Below are 18147 nucleotides of genomic sequence, written 5' to 3'. Positions count from 1 at the left end.
GGGGGGGCGGGCCGGGGCCGGAGCACGGCGGTACGGCGGCGCGGGGCGCGCGAGTCCCGGGCGGTCGTCGGGCGGCGGCGATGTTTCACGTGAAACATGGCGGCGGGGGATGTTTCACGTGAAACATCGCGTGGGGGCCGGCGCCTCGGCCCGCCCAGCCCGCGTGCCTAGCCGGGGCGCACCGCCTCGGCGATGTCGGTCAGCAGGGCGTCGGCCGCCTCCCGGGCTCCGGGACGGTCGCGGCAGGCGAGGGTCAGCTCCGTGGTGCCGCCGACCCGGCAGGCGCTCAGGAACATCTCGGCGTACGGGACCAGCATCGGCAGCGTGGCAAAGGAGACGGCGCGGAAGGCGGACGTGGAGAAGGTCCGCGGGTCCACCTCACCGTGGTCGGAGATGATCGCCGTACAGGGGAAGCGGCTGCCGTCCAGCTCCCGGGCCTCGCTCAGGTTGTTGGCGAAGGGGTTGCCGCGGAGGAAGTCCCGGTCGAGGGTGGCGAGGTCGGCCTTGGCCAGCAGGGCGCGGACCAGCGTGGAGTGGACGCGCTTCCAGCTGTCGTCCCGGCGCAGGTCCAGCACCAGCCGGGAGGTGAGGTTGGCGGTGGAGCGCACCGCCGGGTCATGGCGGCGCAGATCCACCGGGACGATCAACCGGCCGGTGTCGGTGGTCAGATGGCGGGAGAGCGCCGCGGCGGCCCGCGCCGTGAGGCCGGACGGACCGGCCGGCACCCGGTGGCGCACCCAGAGCGGCCGTACGCCGGCGGGGCCCCGGCCGAGGATCGCGGGAAGCCCGTCCAGGCGGGCGGCCTCGGGGGCCGGCGGGATCTCGCCCGCCGCCGCGCGGAAGTGGCCGTCGTCCACCGTGTCCGGGCAGCCGGCCGGCTCCTCGCCGCGCAGCACCCGGAAGAGGTCGGCGATCCACTGGCGCAGACCGCGCCCGTCGGTGGCGATATGGCTGGCCCGGATGATCAGCCGGGTCCGTACGACGCCCCCGGCCGGGTCAGGGTCCCGGACCAGACCCAACTCGCAGACCGGGCCGGTGACCACCGGTAGGTCGCGGTGGAAGAACGGGTCGTCCAGGCCGGTACCGTCGGGCAGTTCCACGACCTCGGGGACCGGGCCGTCGGCGCGCCAGAGGGCCCCTCGGCGGCGGACCGCGAGCCCCGGACTCGCCAGGGTCGCCGCGCGCGCCGCCCGCCGCAGCGCGTCCGGGTCGAGCGTGCCCTCCCCCTCGATCACCATCTGGATGAGCTGGGGGGTACCGGTGGCGGCGGCGTTGAGGTAGCCGCGTTCGATCGGGGAGACGCGGCGGCTGTAGGTCCGCACCGCGGTCAGGGTCATTCCCGCTCCAGATGGTGGAAGCGCACCGGGGCGGGTGCGTCGCAGGCGAGGGCAAGATGCAGGGGCGGGACCCCCTCCGCCCGCAGGACGAGGGAGCGCAGCTGATACCTGGCGGCGGATTCCGTACCGGCGGTCCCGGCCCCGCCCCCGGTACCGGCGTCCGCCCCGGCGGCGGCCTCGGTGCCGCTCTCAGGGGTCGCGGCGGCGAGCGCGGCGGCGGTCTCGGTGGGCCGCCAGCCGGGCCGCCAGGGGGGCAGCCGGGTCCCGGCGAAGGTCTCCTTGGTCAGATGCGAGGCCTTGATGAGCGCCTCGCACTCGGCGAAGTCCCGGATGGTCGCCGCCTCCTGGCGGCCCAGCAGCTCCCCCAGCCAGCGCAGCGCGTACGGCCGCTCGCGCTCGTCCTGGAGGTCCACCCCGATGGCGCGGGCCGCGGGCGCCAGGGCCACGGCGCTGAACTCCCCGCAGTGCGCGACCGAGACGGTCAGCTCCAGACCGGGCACCGACCAGCGCCGGTGGCCGTCCCGCTCCAGATCGTCCGGGAGCACCCGGGCCCCGTAGGTGGTGGCGAGCGCCTGGATGATCAGGGAGCGCCCCGAGGGGCTGAGCCGCTGCCCCATCCGGTCCCGGGGCAGCCGGTGGTGCCGGCAGACCAGGACGTCCACCGCCTCCCCCGGCGCCGCGGGACCGTCGGGCGCCAGGGTGTACCCGGTCAAGCCCGGATCGAGGAGCAGTCCCATCAGGGCGCCCATCACGCCTCCGGTTCGAGCACGGCCGCCGCGTAGCTGCCGCCGAACGCGAAGCTGGACAGCAGGACGGGGCCGGGGGCGGGCGCACCGGTGAGGGCGGCGACCAGGCCGAGGGCGCCCGCGCTGCCGTAGGTCTCGCCGATCAGGGCCTTCGGGGTGAGGGCCGGGCGGCCGTCGAGCCCGGCACCGCGCAGGGCGGCCCGCTGCGCCAGGTCGACCAGCGGGTGGCCGGACGCGGCCGAGACGACCGTGGCGATGTCCGCCGGGTCGAGCTCAGCGTCGGCGAGCGCGGTCCGCAGCGAGCGCCCCCAGGCCGCGCCGTCCCGGGCGATCCGGCCGATGCCCGCCGGTTCGCCGCAGGCGCCGAAGCCGCGCACCCGGGCGAGCACGTTTGCGCCGCGGGCCTGGGCCGCCTCCCGGCTCTCCAGCAGGATCGCGGCGGCGCCCTCGGTCAGCACGGTGCCGGTGCGCCCGCCCGGCACGATCCGCGCGGACCGGGCGTAGCCGGGCAGCGCGGCCTGGGTGGCGAGCGCCTGCTCGGGGAACTCGTCGGCGACCACGACCATGATCCGCTCGGCGGCACCGCGGGCGATGACCCGGGCGGCGAGCTGGAGCGCCAGGACGGAGCTGGTGCCGCCGACCGCGAGGGTCGCGGTGTAGCCGCGGTAGCGGTGCAGCATCGCGACATGCCCGGCGGCGGCGTTGACCACGGTGTTGGCGAACAGCGACGGGTTGGCCCCGGTGATGCCCGACTCGACCACGCCCCGGTGGAAGCGCAGGACCGAGGTCACCGGTCCGTACCCGGTGGCGAAGACGATCCCGGTCGACTCGGCCTCGGCCCGCGACGGCTTGCCGTGCCGCGCGTACAGGTCGCCCACGGCGGCCGCGGCGAGCAGCCCCAGCGGGTCCATCCGGCGGGCCCGGCTGGGGTTCACCCCGCGCGCGGCGGCCTTGAGGTCGATCCGGCCGACGGGTACTTCCCCGACACCCGCGACCTCCTCGGACGTCTCGAAGCAGGGTCGCCCCTCGGCGAGGGCGGCGACCAGCGCCTCGGTGCCGCCCGCCGCTCCGGCCAGCCCCGCGACGCCGGAGACGACCACCTCGTGGACGGCCTCGCGGCGCGGCGGCCGGGAGCCGGTGCGGCCGGGCCGGGTGAGGACGACGGAGGCGTTGTTGCCGCCGAACGCGAAGGAGTTGGAGACCACCACGCCGGGCCGTGCCGCACGGCCGGTGTCCGGAACGATGTCCAGACCGAACGGGGAGGCGACCCCGCGGGTGTTCACGGTGGGCGGCAGGGTGCCCCGGTCGATGGCGAGGGTGCTCACCACGGCCTCCACCGCGCCGGCCGCGCCGAGGGTGTGCCCGAGGATCGACTTGGTGGAGCTGGCCGGCGGGATCTCCTGGCCGAACAGCAGCTTCAGCGCCTTCGGTTCGGAGGCGTCGTTGGCCGGGGTGCCGGTGCCGTGCAGGTTGAGGTAGTCCACGTCCCCCGGGGCGAGGCCGGCCGTGTCGAGTGCCTGGGCCATGGCGGCGGCGGCCCCCTTGCCGCTGGGGTCGGGCGCGGTCTGGTGGTAGCCGTCGCAGGACAGCCCGTACCCGCCGAGTTCGGCGAGGACCCGGGCGCCGCGTGCGGCGGCCCGCTCCACCGTCTCCAGGACCATGAACCCGGCGCCCTCGCCGAGGGTGAGCCCGGTGGAGGCGGACAGCGGCGAGCACGGTTCGCCGTCCAGGGCGCCGAGCGCGCTGAACCCGTACGCGGACAGCTCCGCCAGCGGGTCCACGCCGCCGCACACCACGATGTCGGCGTCGCCCTTCCACAGCAGCTCGGCGGCGTAGCCCAGGGCCACGGCGCTGGCCGCGCAGGCGTTGGAGAGGACCACGCGCGGGCCGCGCAGGTCGAACTCGGCCGCGATGTGGTCGCCCACGCACGGCAGCTGGGAGGCGACCGCCCGTTCGGCGTCCAGCCTGCCGTCCCGTACCCAGGTGCGGTGGGCGTCCTCCAGGGTGGGCATGGCGCCGAGGCTGGAGCCGACCACGACGGCCACCCGGTCCCGGTCCACGGTGCCGAGGTCGAGGCCGCTGCCGTGCAGGGCCTCGCGGATCGCGGTGGACGCGAGCGCGTAGCAGCGGTCCAGCCCGGCGGGCTGCTCGGCGGTGACCATGCCCGCCCAGTCGGTGAGCAGTTCGGAGGTGTCGAAGAGGGTGTTGGTGCGGATGCCGGTGGTGCCGGCCGCGATGGACGACCAGCCCTTCTCCAGGTCGTCACCGGCTCCGGTGATCAGCCCGAGGCCGGTCAGGGCGACGCTCGGTGTGCTGTCCGGTGGTGTGGTGCCCGGTGGTGTCATGGCTGCCGCCTCTCAGGCGATCTTGGTGGTGAGGGAGCGGGCGATGACCCGGGGCAGGGTCGCCGTACGCAGCGGACGGGCGTCGCCCGGCTCGTCGGTGGCGGCCAGCTCCAGGCCGGGCACATAGAACGGGGCGTCGAGCAGCGCCAGGACCAGCTCCTCGTCCGGGTTGGCGGCGGGCGCCTGGTGCAGCACGGTGCCGACCGGCCGGCCGGCCGCGGTGACCGGCGTACCGGCGGCGAAGCGGCTGCCGACCGGGGCGACCAGGGCGGTCAGCCGGGCCTCGGACCCGGTCGGCGCGGTCAGTTCCGCCGAGCCGTGGAACTCGCCGGTCCGGCTCCAGTCGACCATCCAGGCCAGGTCCGCCTGGCCGACGGTCAGCTCGCCGAACCCGGCGGCGTACAGGCCCATCCCGGCCTCGGCCTGCACCCGGGCCAGCCCCTCGCCGCCGACCTCGGCGCCACCCTGCTCGGCGACGGCCGCGAGCACCGCTCGGTGTGCGGCCTCCGGGGCGTCGGACAGCAGCAGATAGCCGTACTCGCCGGTGGTCCCGACGCGGGCCAGGTGCGCGGTGGCGCCGGGGGCGTCCGGGACGGCCGGGGACTCGGTGACGGCGTGCAGGGTCAGGCCGGAGATGTCGAAGTCCGTGAAGCCGACCGCGACCGACCAGGCGACCGGACCCTCGAAGGCGGTGGCGCCCCAGCCCTCCGGGGCGACCTCCACGGTGACCCCGGCGGTCTCGAACCGCGCCAGATAGGCGCCGAGTGCGTCGGCCGTGACGGCGGTGCGCGGCAGCAGCCACGACTCGTCGCCGATCTCGAAGTGCAGCAGGATCGCGAACGGCGTGCCGTCGGCGTTCAGCGCCAGCACCTCGCGGACCGTGTCCGGCTCCACGTAGTCGGCGGACTTGGCGAGGAAGCCGTCGAGGAAGGCCAGTCGGTCGTCGCCGGTGAGCCGCACCAGCGGGGCGGCGATCCGGTAGGCGCCGACGGCGGTACGCAGGGTGGCGTAGTCCCCGGTGGCGGTGGCAGAGGTGGCGGTGGCAAGGGCGGTGGCGGTCATGTCTGTTGCTGCCTTTCGGATGGATGGTTCAGGAGAGGGGGAGGGGGAGGGGTGTGTCGTGCACGGAGAGCAGCCAGGCGCTCTCCTGGGCGGCGGAGACTCCGCCGATGAGCAGGCCGGACCCGGTGGCGCGCAGCACCAGCTCGTCGTCCCCGGACCCGGCGGGCGCGCAGTGCAGCCAGCGCCCGTCCGAGAGCCGGACCGAGGCCCGCCGCGCCCAGAGCCGGCCGAAGTCGCCGGAGGTCAGCTCCCAGCGCTCGCCGGCCGACTCCAGGACCACGGCGGTGCGGAGGGGGGCGTACGGGGTGAGCCACAGAACGTTCTCGCGGTCGGTGCCGGGTGCCCGGACGTCGACCCGGAGGCCCTTGCCGGTGTGGGCGGCCTCCCAGCCGAGCCCGATGTCCGGGGCGTACAGGCCGAGCGGGTGCTTCTCCTCCCAGGCACCGGGGGCGGGCACCCCCCAGCCGAGCCCGGCGGCCCGGTCGTGGCGGCTGTTCTCCCGGGTCACCCAGAGGCCCGCGGACCAGTGGGGGTGGTGGCCGTAGGCGCGGACCCGGGGGTACGGGCTGCGCAGCACCCGGGTGGTGCCCTCCTGCCAGACGGTGATCCCGCCCGCACCGGCGCGCACCTCCACCCGGCGGTCGGTGGTCGCCCCCTCCGCGCGAGGTGCGGTGGCCGCCGGCTCGGTGCCGGACAGGCCGGTACGGATCTCGGCACGTATCCGGGCCACCCCGTCCGCACCGGGTGCCAGACCGCGCTCCAGCAGCGTGCTGTGCACCAGCCGGACCTGTCCGTCGTCCGGTACCGGCAGCGCGACCCGTACGCCGCTGCCCTGCCAGGCCGGTACGGAGCCGGCCGGGACGGGCCGGGAGGCGGCGACCACCTCGGAGGCGTCGCGGACCCCCATGCCGAGCCCGATCGGATGCTCCCCGCCCTCGGGGTCGGTGAAGACGCCCTGGCGCAGCCCGACGGTCTGGAAGACCCGGCCGGTGGTGGAGCCGGTGCGGGTGAACTCCTGGAGCAGCGCGGTGCCGTCGAGGGTGACGGTGCCGGTGACCGTGTCCCCGGCGTACCGCTCGGTGATCCGGACGCCGCCCGCGATCGGCTCCAGGGTGAGGTCGCGGGGCTCGCCCTCGCGCCAGCCGGCCGGGCGGTCGGCCCGGCAGCTGGGCCAGGTCGAGACGAGCACCGGACCGCGGTGCCCGTCGGCCAGGACCCGTACCGTGCCGTCCTCGCCGTCCACCTCGCAGCTGAGCGCGCCCTCGGTGAAGCGGTACGGGGCGATGCCCCGGGCGCCTCGCACCTCGTACGGCGGGCGGGTGACCCGCAGGGCCCGCTCCTCGCCGCCGGGTCCGGCGAGGCGGGCCTCGCGCACGGCACCCCGGTCCACGTCCACGGTGGCGTCGATCCGGAACTCGCCCAGCGCCAGGTGGTAGTCGACGGTGCGGACCCCGTCCACCACCCGTACGTCGGAGCGCAGCTCGTCGCCGCGGGCCCCGGTGACCGAGGCGAAGCTGGTCAGGCTGCCGAGGGCGGCCGTGGCCCGCTCGCCCAGGTCGGCGACGACGCTGCGCAGGATGAGCGGGACGTAGTTGTGCAGCTCCACGTTGCCGTCCTCGCCGGGGACGGCCCGGCCGACCGAGACGCAGCCGACCCGCCGGTAGAGCCGGAAGGCCACGGTGTTGGCCGGGTTGACGGTCAGCCGCAGCACCAGGCAGCCGGAGCCCACCATCCACTCGACGGCCTCGGTGAACAGCCGCCCGGTGACCATGCCGCCCCGGTGGGCGGGGTGCACGAAGAACATGTCCGCGATGAGCTCGCCGGCCCGGGCCGAGCGCCGGCCGGTGTGGTGGAACAGGCCGAACGTGCCCACCAGCCGCCCATCGTCCTCGGCCACCAGGAACGCCGCCGTCTCCCGCTCGGCCAGTTCCCGGGCCAGCTCGGCCCCGCTGATGCCTCCGGCGACCGGGTTGGGGTTGTCGCGGTGGCGGTTGTAGAGCTCCGCGATGGCGTGCGCGTCGCCCTCCTGGTACGGACGGATCGTCAGGGCCACGGACCCACCTCCTCTGTCTGATCGATGTATGCGGGCAGTGATGTGTGCGGGGATGTGTGCGGGGGCTGAGGTCTGCGGGCCTCAGCCCTTGCGGCCGGTGGTGACGACGAGGGTCCCGGCGGCGGCGAGTTCGGAGCCGACGCTCGCCCGCACCTTCACCTGGCGCAGACCGCCGAGCCGCTGGCCGAACCGGGCGTCGAGGGTGAGCTGGTCACCGGGGACGACGAGCCGGGAGAACTTCATCCCGCTGATGGAGCCCAGGTAGCCGACGCTCCGTGAGACATCACCGTCGTCAGCGGTCCCGGAGCCGTCACCCGCCAGCAGCTCGGCGACATAGACGACTGCCACCAACTGGGCCATCGCCTCGACGATCAGCACCCCCGGCATGATCGAGTGGTCCGGGTAGTGCCCGGCGAAGAACGGCTCGTTGACGGAGACGCTCTTCACCCCGCGCCCCGAGACGCCCGGCACCACGTCGTGGGCGCGGTCGATCATCAGCATCGGCCAGCGGTGCGGCAGCATCCGCTTGATGTCGTCGGAGGAGTAGCTCAGGCCCTTGCGCGCGGGGGCGGCGGCGGGCGCCGGAGTGGTGGTCACGGGGGCGGTCGCGGTGCTCACGCGGCGGCCTCGCGCTGCTCGATGAAGTCGACCAGGGCGTTGACGGAGCCGAAGGCCTCGAAGTCGTCGTCGCTGATCAGCACGTCGAACTCGTTGTTGACCATGACGACGATCTCCAGCGTGTCCAGCGAGTCCATCTCCAGCCCCCGGCCGAACAGCGGCTGGTTGTCGGAGACGGCGGCCGGCTCGACGTCGAGCCCCAGCCGATCGATGATCATCGACTTGACCTTGGTGTTCTTGGCGAGACGGGCCTCGGCCCGGGCACGGACGTCCTCGAACGCGGCGGGGGAAACGGTGGTGGACATAGCAGTACTCCTGTGAGGTGAAGGGAGAGACAGGCGGGATCAGTTGGGGATCATTCCGCCGTCGACGGTGAGCACCTTGCCGGTGATGTACGAGGCGGCGGGGGAGGCCATGAAGACGGCGGCCCGGGCGACCTCGTCGGGGGTCCCGGTCCGGCCCAGGGGGATCCGTTCGACCGCCTCCTTCAGATGGGCCGGCGGGACCTTCCTGGTCATGTCGGTGTCGATGAACCCGGGGGCAACGACGTTCACCCGGATACCGCGCGGCGCCACCTCGTGCGACAGGGTCTTGGCCAGCGCGATCACCCCGCCCTTGCTGGCGGCGTAGTTGGCCTGCCCGGCCCGGCCGGCGATGCCACTGGTGGAGGCGATCAGGACGATGGAGCCGCCGCCCGCGTACATCTGCTTGGTGGCCTCCCGGGCGGTGAGGAAGGCGCCGGTGAGGTTGGTGCCGACGACCTGCTGCCACTTGCCGGTGCTCATGGCGGCGAGATGGCCGTCGGCGGTCACCCCGGAGTTGAGTACGGCGACCCCGATCGGCCCCCACTCGGTGCGGATCCGCCGGAACATGGCGGTGACCTGCTCCTCGTCCCCGACATCGGCCTGGGCGAGGAGCGCCTGGCGGCCCAGCGCGCGGATCCGCTCGGCGACCTGCTCCGCCCGGTCGGCGCCGGAGCGGTAGTTGAGGACCACATCGCAGCCGTGCTCGGCGAGCGCCAGCGCGGTGGCCGCGCCGATACCGCGCGAGGCGCCGGTGACCAGGGCCCGGGTGCCCTCGGGGAACAGCGAGCTCATACCGCGCCTCCCGCCATGGCGGCGGTGACGGCTTCCGCCGGGGCGGCGGTGACCGGGTGCCGGCCGGGGTCGAAGCCCTCCACCTCGGCGCCGATGCCCTCGCGGACGGCGGCCTTCAGCACCGCCCGGGCGACGGCCAGATCGAGGATGCCGAGGCCGAACGGCGAGAAGACCACGGTCCGGTCGGTCGCCGGGGCCTCGCCCCCCGCCAGTACGGCGGCGATCTCGGCGTCCACGAAGCGGCGGTGCCCGGCCTGCTGCTCGGCCCGGTGCAGCGAGGTCCCCTCGCGCAGCGCGTGGTCGGTGTCGTCGACGACGTTGTACGCGCCCAGGACGGAGGCCGTGCTCAGGTCGCGCAGCGAGAGGTGCAGCACCACCTGGTGGGCAGGGCGGTCGGGGTGGGCGGCGAGGTCGAGCCAGTACGTGGAGTCGGTGGTGGCGATCGAGACGGTGTCGGCGCGCAGCACCTCGTCCAGGTCCCCGGCCGCGTACCGCAGCTCCGGGCGCTCGGCGGAGAGCCGGGCGGCGAGGGTCTCGGCCCGGCCGGGCACCGCGTCCTGGAGGGTGACGGTGCGCAGCTCGGGGTGGGTCAGCGCGAGGAAGTCGAGCACCCGCCGGTTGATGGTGCCGCAGCCGATCAGGCCCAGCGTGCGCACCGGGCGGTCGCCGTGCAGCGCCCGGGCGGCGAGCGCGGCCGACGCCGCGGTGCGGGACGCCGACACCTGGCTGGCCTCCAGGACGGCGGTCGGGTAGCCGGTGTCCAGGTCGTTGAGGATCTGCACCGAGGCGGCGCGCTGGAGGCCCCGGTCGACGTTGGCGGGGAAGGACGAGATCCACTTCAGGCCCATCACGGGCTCGTCCCCGCCCAGGTAGGCGGGAAGGGAGATGACACGGGAGCCGGAGGTACCGGGCGGGCGCAGGAACCCGGAGAACGGCACCTCCGAGCGGCCCTGGCCGTGCAGCAGATACGCGGTGCGGACCGCGTCGAGCACGGCGGCGTCGAGGCCGTCGAGCGCGGCGGCGACGTCCTCGCGACCGAGGATTCTCATGGCAGGTCGGTTCCTTAGCGAAGAAAGAGGAAAGGGGTACGGGAAAGGCGAGCGGCGGGCGCGGCCCGGCGGCGAGCCGGGGTACGGGACCTGGCGTGGCCGGTGGGCCGACGGCGAGCCGGAGACCGGCGTACGGGACGGGCCGCGACCGGCGGACCGGTGGGGCACCGGAGTCCGGAAGAGGCGCGGTGCTCGGCCGACGGGGACCCGCGTACGGGGCGGGCCGCGACCGGGCGGTCCGGCGGCGCGCTGGAGACCGGCGTACGGGATGCCCCGGCACCGCAGGTCGCCGCGGCGGTCAGCCGAAGCGGGATTCCACCCAGCTGTCGCTGTAGATCGTGTCGAGGTAGCGGTCGCCCCCGTCGGGGAGGATCGCCACGCAGGTGGCGCCCGGTGCGATGCCGGGGGCGGCGTCCAGCAGGGCCGCGGTCACCGCGCCGGACGAGCCGCCGGCCAGGATCGACTCCTCGGCCAGCAGGCTGCGGCAGCCCCGTACGCAGTCCAGGTCGGTCATCTTCACCACGCGGTCCGCGAGGCCGGTGCGCAGCAGCGGGGGGACCACCGCCGCTCCGTGGCCCGGGATGGTGCGGTGGTGGCCGCGTTCCCAGGGCTCGGGCGGGCCGAAGATCACACTGCCCACCGCGTCCACCGCCACCACCCGGGTGGGCAGCCCCTCGGCGGCGATGTACTCGGCGCAGCCGCGCAGCGTGCCGGTGGTCCCGGCGGCGACGAAGAGGTAGTCCGGGGCGCCCGGGAGCGCTTCGTGGATCTCGCGCATGGTGTGGTGGTGGGCGCGGGCGTTGTGCTCGTTGCCGTACTGGTCGGGCCAGTAGGCGCCGGGCGCGGTGCGCAGCAGTTCGCGTACCCGCCTGATCCGGGACGGCAGGTACTCGCCGCTCTCCGGGTCGCGGTCCACGACCTCCACCGCCGCGCCGTACGCCCGCATGATCGCGGTGTTCTGGGGGGTGGTGCGCGGATCGGTGACGCAGATCAGACGGAGCCGGTGGAAGTTGCAGAGCTGGGCGAGGGCGACACCCAGGTTCCCGGAGGTGGACTCCACGACGGTGGAGACGCCGGGCACCAGCTCCCCGGTGGACAGCGCGTGCTCGATCATCGACCGGGCGGCGCGGTCCTTGATGGAGCCGCCGGGGTTGAACCGCTCGCACTTGGCGTACACCCGGAAGCGCTCCGGCGGGAACAGCCGGTCCAGGGCGACCAGCGGGGTGGCGCCGATCGTCGCGAGGATGTCCGGGTCGCGGGGCCGGGCCGCGGGTGCGGCGCGGGTCGCCGCGGCGGAGGGGGCCACGGTCATACCGGTACCTTTCTGCTGATCTGGAGCCGCAGTTCGCTGACGTAGCGCTCACCGCGGCCGTCCGTCAGCCAGGAGTCCTCCGGGTGGGGCAGCGGCTCGCTGAGCACCACGGCGGCGGCGGGGTCGAGGTGCCGGGTGCGGCGGACGAGGTTGGCGAAGGTGAGTACGAGGGTGGGGCTGGTGAAGTCGACCAGCGACGGCTTGGTCTCCTGGGGGAACTTCACGAACGCCTGGTCGGGCAGCCGGTGCTCGCGCACCCAGCGCCGTACGGCCAGGTAGTCGCCCTCCCGGTCCGGCTTGGCGGCGAGCGGGACCTCCCCGGCCGGCAGCCGCCAGGTCTCCCGGAAGAGCACCAGCCCGTCGAGGGTGACGCGCGGGGCGTGCGCCCGGTCGAGCCCGATCTTGAAGGCGTCCGCCGCGATGATCGAGACCGGTACGGCGAGCAGTTCGGCCATGCTCCACTCGCGGCCGTCGGGCGTGGTGGCGGTGACCGTGCCGGCCCGTTCGGCCAGGGTGATCGCCACGGCCGCGTCGATCCGGGAGCGGTCGTCGAAGGGGGCCCGGGTGAATCCGAGGAGCCGGTCACCCGCCCCGATCGGCGCGGGCACCATCCGGCCGCTGTTGCGCTTCCAGTCGACCGGGAGCAGCGGCACCAGGCGCGGGGCGCCGACGGCCGCGTTCACCCGGTCCCGCAGGGAGGTCCCGGCCCCGTCCTCCCCCGTCCAGTCCAGGAAGGGCAGGTCGCAGGTGGCGAGGCAGGCGTGCAGCTCGCCGAGCACGGTGGTCAGGGTCCCGTCCGCCGCCCGGACCACCTGGAGGTCCGGGCTGTGCACGGCGAGATGGGGCGAGCGGACCGGTCCGGTGGCGAAGGCGGTCCGCGCCCGCTCCTCGATCCCGTCCACCCGGAGGTGCACCGGCGCGGTGCCCTCGGCCTCCAGCACCGCCCGCCACTTCCCGGCGAGTTCCCGGGTGGCGGTACGCACCGGTTTGGCGCCCTCGCCCCAGAACAGGCCGAGCACCCGCGGCCACACGTCGGCGAGCGTGACCGTCGAGCGCCGCGCGGCGGCGGCCCGCACCAGGGCGGCGACCTCCGCCTCGACCAGCTCCACCAGCCGGTTGCCGAACCAGTCCGCCGCGTCCGCCACTAGGGCGAGCGGGCGGGCGACGGCGTCCAGGAGGCCGGTGCCGATCTCCACCCGGCAGTCGCGGACGGCGTCCTGGTAGCAGAGGGTGCGGCCGGCGTACGCCTTGCCCTCCTCGCGGGAGGCGTCCAGCCCGGTGGTCCGGACGAAGTACTCGTCCAGCTCGTCCAGCCGCAGCGCCAGTTCGTCGGCCGAGCCGGCCGCGTCGACCGCCTTGCGGTGCCGGTCGAGTTCGGCGAGCACGGTGGTGAAGCGGAGGGACAGCTCCGGGTCGGCGACGGCCGCCACCCGCCTCCGCAGAATCGCTTCCGCTCGGACGTCCACCGGGATGTTGGCGTCCCAGCTCAGCACCCGCTGACGCAGCAGCCGGGTCAGGGCCTTCTCCACCCGCTCCCGCGCCCCGTCCGCCGCCCAGCCGCCCTCGCGGACCAGGGCCTCGGTGATCGCCGCGCCGTTGCGCTCCCCGTCCGCGTACCCGAGGACCTCGCGGTCCTCCGGGCGCAGCCGTACGGTGCGTCCGCCCGGCAGCAGCAGCCGGTCGCCGTCGAGATGGGCCTCGGGGCGCGGCAGCGGCGGGAACCACCAGCGGGCGCCCGGCTGGTCGGCCATCCAGTCCGCGAGGGCGGCCAGCGCCCAGCGTTCGAAGGAGATGCGGCTGGCCGCGACCAGCCGCTCACCGTGGTCCACCGCGAGCGGCTCGCGGATCCGACCGACCGGCATCCAGGCCGCCGGCCCGAAGAAGCCGATCGTCTCCGCCTTGGCGCAGTAGCGCAGCCAGTACATGGCGAGGGTGCGTTCGCGCTGGCGGCGCTTGGACTCCTTGCCGGTGCCCGCGGCGAGTGCGTCGAGGATCCGGTACACGGTCCGGTTCTGCCAGGCGATGGCGGTACGGACCTTCTCGTCGCGGGCCAGATCGGCCAGCCGCCGGGACTCGGCCGCACTGTCGGCGCGGTACGCGGCGGCAAAGGCCTCCCGGCCGACGGTGTCCGTTCCGTCCGCGTCGGCGGCCGCGGCGGCGGACGGCCCGCCGAGCAGCGCGGTCCCCGAGGCGGGGAACCCGGCGCTGCGCAGCAGCCCCACCCCCCAGACGTGCCAGTCGCTGCCGCCCAGTCGGCGCAGCGGCCGGAAGTCGGCCCAGTCATGCGCCCGCGGCGTCTCGTCCACACCCCTCACGCCGCCCACCCCTCTCCATCCGCTTCGCCACCGGTCTGCGCGACCTCCGCACCGCGCAGCACGGCCGCGAGCCGGGAGACGCCCTCGGCGATACGCCCGCGGGGGACGTTGCTGAAGCAGAGCCGCAGCGCGTCGTCGCACTCCCCGTCGAGTCCGAAGTGGCCGCCGGGCACGAAGGACACACCATGCTCCGCGGCGGCGAGTGCCAGCCGCCCGGTGTCCGCGCCGCCGGTGTGCCGCAGCCACAGGTAGAAGCCGCCGTCCGGCCGCCGCCACCGCCAGGGCCCGTCCGTGCCCAGCTCGCTCTCCAGGGCGTCGGCCATCAGACCGCACCGCTCCCGATAGCGCTCGCGGTAGGCGCCGATAGGGCCGTCCCATCCGCTGCGGGCGTGGAACGCGGCCAGCGCGGCCTGGGAGAACGCCGAGGGGGAGAGCGCCATCACCTCACTCGTGCGGCGCAGCCGCTCGGCGAGCGGCGCGGGCGCGGCGATCCAGCCGCAGCGCAGCCCGGGGGCGAAGACCTTGGAGAAGGTGCCGAGGTACACCACGTTCTCCGGGTCCATCCCCTGGAGGGAGGGGACGGTCTGCCCGTCGAAGCCGAGCAGCCCGTACGGGTTGTCCTCGACGACCAGCAGCTCCGTCTCCCGCGCCACGGCCAGGAGTTCTTGCCGGCGCTCGACGGACAGGGTGGCGCCGGTGGGGTTCTGGAAGGTCGGGTTGCAGTACAGCGTCCGCACCCGCCGCCCCTCGGCCCGCAGCCGCGCCACGGTCGCACGCAGCGCCTGGGGGTCCAGCCCCTCGGCGTCCTCGGGGGCGGCGGCCGGCCGCAGTCCCGCGGTACGGAAGGCGGCGGCCGCGCCCGGATAGGCGGGGGTCTGGCAGAGCACGGTCTCGCCCGGTGCGCCGAGCCCCAGTCCGACGGCGAGCAGCCCCATCTGGGAGCCCGCGGTCGGCACCAGGTTCCCGGCGCTCGTGCGGCCGCCCTCACGACCCATCAGCTCGCTGATCGCGGGCACGAGCGCCCTGGCCACCTGCGGGGTGCTGTACTGGAGCGCGATCCGCCCGCCGAGCCGGGTCAGCCGGGCCAGCTGCTCGGAGAGCTCCTTCAGGGGCAGCAGGTCCAGATCCGGCAGGCCGCCGGCGAACGAGATCAGGTCCCCGCCCTGCTCGAACAGGGACGGCATCCCGGCCTCGGGTCTCGTATCGGTCCACATCGCGCTCACCGCCCCGCCGCCGCGGGCGCGCCGCCCGGCAGCAGTTCGTGTACGGCCTTCAGCAGACCGGCCGACGAGGTGAGCGAGAGGTCGGCGAGCGCGTCGGGGTCCAGCTCGATACCGAACCGGTCCTCGACGGCCATCACCAGGGCGACGGTGTGCAGCGAGTCCACGCCGAGCTCCACCAGGGGCGTCTGCGGGTCGGTGACCCGTACGGCGCAGATCTCCTCGACGAGCTGGTCAAACTGCGACTGGTTCATGGGGCTTCCTCACAGGTGCGGCGGGATCGGGAACAGTGGTGGCACCGGCCACCGGACCGGCATCGGGGACAGCAGCGGCACCGGCCACCGGACCGTCACCGGCCAAGGCACCGGCAGCGGCACCGGCGGCGGCACCGGCCACCGGCCCCTCCCCGGCGGCCTCGGCCGCGAGCAGCGCGGCCACGGCGGCCCGGTCGGGCTTGCCGTTGGCGGTCAGCGGCAGGGTGTCCAGCGGGACGATCCGGTCGGGCAGGCGGGCCGGGTCCAGCTGGCGGGCGAGGGCGGCGCGGACCTCGTCCGGTGCGAGCGCGCTCTGCACGGCGAGCAGCAGCGGGGCGTCCTCACCGGCCGGGCGGGGGGCGACGGCGGCGTCCACACCGGGGACGCGCTCGGCCGCGTACTCGATCTCGGACAGGCCCATCCGTACGCCGCGCCGCTTGATCATGTCGTCGTCACGGCCGGCGAAGTACAGCAGCCCGTCCCCGTCCAGCCGTCCCCGGTCGCCGGTGCGCAGCTCCAGCGAGCCGTCGGCGCGCCGCGCGTACCGGCTCTGCCGCTCCAGCGGGACCCCCCAGTACCCGGCCATCACGGTCTCGCCCCACACCACGATCTCGCCGGTCTCACCTGGGGGCAGGGTCCGCCCGTCCGGGCCGGTGATCCGCACCCGGTCGCCGGGGATGGGCCGGCCCACCGAGTCGGGGTGCTCCGCGTAGTGGGCCGGGTCGAGGATCGAGATGCGCTTGCACTCGGTCATCCCGTACATGGAGGCGAAGACGGAGCCGGGGAAGGCGCCGAGCAGCGCGTCCATGACAGCGCGGCTGGGCCGGGCGCCGGTGTTGGTGAACAGCCGGACCTTCGCGGGGCGGCTCAGCTTCCGCTGGAGCAGCGCGAGGATCCGCGCCAGTGAGGGCACCAGCGGGACGACGGTGACGCCATGGCGTTCGACGGCCCGGATCAGTCCCAGGTCGCCGCCCCGGTCGGCGAGGACCAGGGTGGAGCCGGTGAGCGCGCACAGCAGGGCCTGGTAGAGCCCGTAGTCGAAGGAGAGCGGCAGCCGGCAGAGCACCACGTCGTCGGCGCGGTAGCCGAGGCGGTCGTTGACGGCGCGTACGGCGGCCAGGACCTGCCGGTGCGGGCAGACGACGCCCTTGGGGCGGCCGGTGGTGCCGGAGGTGTAGATCAGCAGCGCCACCGCGTCCTCCGCCGGCCCGGCGGCCCCATCGGCCTTCGCGTCCTCCGCCGCCCCGGCGGTGACCGGGTCGGCGGTGACCGGCCCGGCCGGCGACTGCCGTATCTCCCGCGCGGCCCGCTCCACCTCGACGGTGACCCCGGCGGCCGCGCCCGCGGCGGGCGGGCAGATCGCGAGGGCGGCGGCGCAGTCCCGCACGATGTGCCCGATCTGGTCGTCCGTCAGGCCGGGGTGTACGGGGACGAAGACGGCCCCGGTGCGGAAGGCGGCCCACATGAGGGCGAGGAAGGTGCGGTCGCCCGGCCCCGCGTGGACGACGCGGTCCCCCGGGCGCACCCCCCGGCCGCGCAGCCAGCCGGCCGCCCGGTCGGCCTCGGCGCCCAGCTCCGCGTAGGTCAGCGGTCCCTCGGCGTCGATCAGCGCGAGATGGCCGGGGCGTTCGGCGCGGGCCCGGGCGAACAGCTCAGACACCGGCATGGACGGCCCCCTCCCGGTCGGAGGTGCCCGCGCCGAGCCGGTCGCGGACCGTGCCAAGGTCCCTCGGGGCGGTGACGCCGACGACGGCGAGCCCGGGCAGCTGGCGCCGGAAGAGGCCCGCGAGCGTGCGGGCGGGCGGCAGGCAGACCGTCACCTCGGGCGCGATCCGGGCCAGCGTCTCCAGGCAGAGGTCCCAGCGCACCGGCCGGACCACCTGCTCGACCAGGCGGCGGCGGATGTCGTCCGGCTCCTCGACCGCGGTGCCGTCGGCGTTGGAGAGCAGCACCCCGGCCGGTCGGCGGAACGGTGTCCGCTCGGCCGCCTCGGCGACGGCCTGCCGCGCGGACTCCATGTACGGGGTGTGGAAGGCGCCCGCGACCGGCAGCGGCTTCACCGTGGCGGAGGGCGGTGGGGCGGCGGCGAGCCGCTGGAGGTCCGCCACGGCCCCGGCCGCGACGATCTGCCCGGGCCCGTTGAACGTGGCGGCGTGCAGACCCAGTTCGGCGATCCGCTCCAGCACGGCGGCCGGTTCGCCGCCGACCACGGCCGCCATGGAGGTGGGGGTCTCGGCACAGGCGGCGGCCATCGCCCGGCCCCGTACCGCGGCGAGGCGCACGGCGTCGGCGGGGGTGAGCACCCCGGCGTACACCGCCGCGGTCAGCTCCCCGACCGAGTGCCCGGCGGCCACCAGCGGGCCCTCGGACCCGGCGGCCCCCAGCACCTCGTACGCGAGGAGCCCGGCGGCGACCAGCAGCGGCTGGGTGTGCTCGGTACGGGCGATCTCGGCGGCCGGCGCCCGGCCGCCCAGGTGCACAAGGTCCACGTCGGCCGCGTCGGACCAGTTCCGCAGCCGCTCGGCGTACACCGGGTCGCGGAGCCAGCCGGCCAGCATGCCCGGGGTCTGGGAGCCTTGTCCCGGCGCCACAAAGGCGTACATGAGTTCGCGTCTCCTTCCATGAAGTGCTGCTGTGATGCCGGGGCCCGTGACCGGCCGACGACGTATCAAGGACCCAGCCGGGCCGACGATGTATCAGAGGCTCAGTCGGCCCACGACGCATCAGGTACTGAGCCGG

General features: G+C 75.3%; 15 protein-coding genes. All 15 read right to left on the bottom strand.

Annotated features, from left to right (window positions below):
- Window positions 1–167 precede the first annotated feature (167 nt).
- The 15 genes from ABZ945_RS05100 to ABZ945_RS05030 all read right to left on the bottom strand — a co-directional run bounded on the left by ABZ945_RS05100 (window position 168) and on the right by ABZ945_RS05030 (window position 18011).
- The gene (locus tag ABZ945_RS05100) at window positions 168–1337 is read right to left on the bottom strand and encodes a hypothetical protein (protein WP_361264053.1); all 1170 of its coding nucleotides are present in this window, start codon (window positions 1335–1337) and stop codon (window positions 168–170) included.
- Complete coding sequence (locus ABZ945_RS05095) at window positions 1334–2086, bottom strand: hypothetical protein (RefSeq protein WP_361264050.1); 753 nt, start codon at window positions 2084–2086, stop codon at window positions 1334–1336. The genes ABZ945_RS05100 and ABZ945_RS05095 overlap by 4 nt, the downstream gene beginning before the upstream one ends.
- Window positions 2086–4428, bottom strand: coding sequence for a beta-ketoacyl-[acyl-carrier-protein] synthase family protein (locus tag ABZ945_RS05090; protein WP_361264047.1), 2343 nt, complete (start codon window positions 4426–4428; stop codon window positions 2086–2088). The genes ABZ945_RS05095 and ABZ945_RS05090 overlap by 1 nt, the downstream gene beginning before the upstream one ends.
- A 12-nt stretch (window positions 4429–4440) precedes the next feature.
- On the bottom strand, window positions 4441–5490 hold the full coding sequence (locus tag ABZ945_RS05085; protein WP_361264044.1) for an aminomethyl transferase family protein: 1050 nt from the start codon (window positions 5488–5490) through the stop codon (window positions 4441–4443).
- A 28-nt stretch (window positions 5491–5518) separates the two neighbouring features.
- Window positions 5519–7543, bottom strand: coding sequence for a GNAT family N-acetyltransferase (locus tag ABZ945_RS05080; RefSeq protein ID WP_361264041.1), 2025 nt, complete (start codon window positions 7541–7543; stop codon window positions 5519–5521).
- 81 nt (window positions 7544–7624) lie between these two features.
- On the bottom strand, window positions 7625–8161 hold the full coding sequence (fabZ, locus tag ABZ945_RS05075) for a 3-hydroxyacyl-ACP dehydratase FabZ (RefSeq protein ID WP_361264038.1): 537 nt from the start codon (window positions 8159–8161) through the stop codon (window positions 7625–7627).
- On the bottom strand, window positions 8158–8466 hold the full coding sequence (locus ABZ945_RS05070; protein ID WP_361264035.1) for an acyl carrier protein: 309 nt from the start codon (window positions 8464–8466) through the stop codon (window positions 8158–8160). Before ABZ945_RS05070 ends, fabZ begins: the two co-directional genes overlap by 4 nt.
- 39 nt (window positions 8467–8505) lie before the next feature.
- Window positions 8506–9258 carry a 3-oxoacyl-ACP reductase FabG gene (gene fabG, locus ABZ945_RS05065; RefSeq protein WP_361264032.1) on the bottom strand — a complete coding sequence of 251 codons (753 nt, stop codon included), beginning with the start codon at window positions 9256–9258 and terminating at the stop codon, window positions 8506–8508.
- Window positions 9255–10307: a 2,3-diaminopropionate biosynthesis protein SbnB gene (sbnB, locus tag ABZ945_RS05060; protein ID WP_361264029.1), complete on the bottom strand. Its 1053-nt coding sequence runs from the start codon at window positions 10305–10307 to the stop codon at window positions 9255–9257. The genes fabG and sbnB overlap by 4 nt, the downstream gene beginning before the upstream one ends.
- Window positions 10308–10605: 298 nt before the next feature.
- Window positions 10606–11619, bottom strand: a complete 1014-nt coding sequence (gene sbnA / locus ABZ945_RS05055) for a 2,3-diaminopropionate biosynthesis protein SbnA (RefSeq protein WP_361264026.1) — start codon at window positions 11617–11619, stop codon at window positions 10606–10608.
- Window positions 11616–13934, bottom strand: coding sequence for a lantibiotic dehydratase (locus ABZ945_RS05050; protein WP_361264023.1), 2319 nt, complete (start codon window positions 13932–13934; stop codon window positions 11616–11618). Before ABZ945_RS05050 ends, sbnA begins: the two co-directional genes overlap by 4 nt.
- On the bottom strand, window positions 13931–15148 hold the full coding sequence (locus tag ABZ945_RS05045; RefSeq protein WP_361264020.1) for a PLP-dependent aminotransferase family protein: 1218 nt from the start codon (window positions 15146–15148) through the stop codon (window positions 13931–13933). The genes ABZ945_RS05050 and ABZ945_RS05045 overlap by 4 nt, the downstream gene beginning before the upstream one ends.
- A 5-nt stretch (window positions 15149–15153) precedes the next feature.
- Window positions 15154–15408 carry an acyl carrier protein gene (locus ABZ945_RS05040; protein ID WP_361264017.1) on the bottom strand — a complete coding sequence of 85 codons (255 nt, stop codon included), beginning with the start codon at window positions 15406–15408 and terminating at the stop codon, window positions 15154–15156.
- Window positions 15389–17074 (bottom strand): class I adenylate-forming enzyme family protein, encoded by a 1686-nt coding sequence (locus ABZ945_RS05035; protein WP_361264014.1) that lies wholly within the window; start codon window positions 17072–17074, stop codon window positions 15389–15391. Before ABZ945_RS05035 ends, ABZ945_RS05040 begins: the two co-directional genes overlap by 20 nt.
- Complete coding sequence (locus tag ABZ945_RS05030) at window positions 17061–18011, bottom strand: ACP S-malonyltransferase (RefSeq protein WP_361264011.1); 951 nt, start codon at window positions 18009–18011, stop codon at window positions 17061–17063. Before ABZ945_RS05030 ends, ABZ945_RS05035 begins: the two co-directional genes overlap by 14 nt.
- Between the last annotated feature and the right edge of the window lie 136 nt (window positions 18012–18147).

The organism is Streptomyces sp. NPDC046887 (assembly GCF_040644755.1).
GTDB lineage: Bacteria > Actinomycetota > Actinomycetes > Streptomycetales > Streptomycetaceae > Streptomyces > Streptomyces lichenis.
The sequence above is the reverse complement of the archived record's forward strand: the minus strand, read 5'-3'. Positions and strand labels throughout refer to the sequence as shown.

Coding starts and splice junctions, on each gene's coding strand:
- ABZ945_RS05100 (WP_361264053.1), bottom strand. CDS start 1,337: ATGACCCTGACCGCGGTGCGGACCTACAGCCGCCGCGTCTCCCCGATC.
- ABZ945_RS05095 (WP_361264050.1), bottom strand. CDS start 2,086: ATGGGCGCCCTGATGGGACTGCTCCTCGATCCGGGCTTGACCGGGTAC.
- ABZ945_RS05090 (WP_361264047.1), bottom strand. CDS start 4,428: ATGACACCACCGGGCACCACACCACCGGACAGCACACCGAGCGTCGCC.
- ABZ945_RS05085 (WP_361264044.1), bottom strand. CDS start 5,490: ATGACCGCCACCGCCCTTGCCACCGCCACCTCTGCCACCGCCACCGGG.
- ABZ945_RS05070 (WP_361264035.1), bottom strand. CDS start 8,466: ATGTCCACCACCGTTTCCCCCGCCGCGTTCGAGGACGTCCGTGCCCGG.
- fabG (WP_361264032.1), bottom strand. CDS start 9,258: ATGAGCTCGCTGTTCCCCGAGGGCACCCGGGCCCTGGTCACCGGCGCC.
- sbnB (WP_361264029.1), bottom strand. CDS start 10,307: ATGAGAATCCTCGGTCGCGAGGACGTCGCCGCCGCGCTCGACGGCCTC.
- sbnA (WP_361264026.1), bottom strand. CDS start 11,619: ATGACCGTGGCCCCCTCCGCCGCGGCGACCCGCGCCGCACCCGCGGCC.
- ABZ945_RS05045 (WP_361264020.1), bottom strand. CDS start 15,148: ATGTGGACCGATACGAGACCCGAGGCCGGGATGCCGTCCCTGTTCGAG.
- ABZ945_RS05040 (WP_361264017.1), bottom strand. CDS start 15,408: ATGAACCAGTCGCAGTTTGACCAGCTCGTCGAGGAGATCTGCGCCGTA.
- ABZ945_RS05035 (WP_361264014.1), bottom strand. CDS start 17,074: ATGCCGGTGTCTGAGCTGTTCGCCCGGGCCCGCGCCGAACGCCCCGGC.
- ABZ945_RS05030 (WP_361264011.1), bottom strand. CDS start 18,011: ATGTACGCCTTTGTGGCGCCGGGACAAGGCTCCCAGACCCCGGGCATG.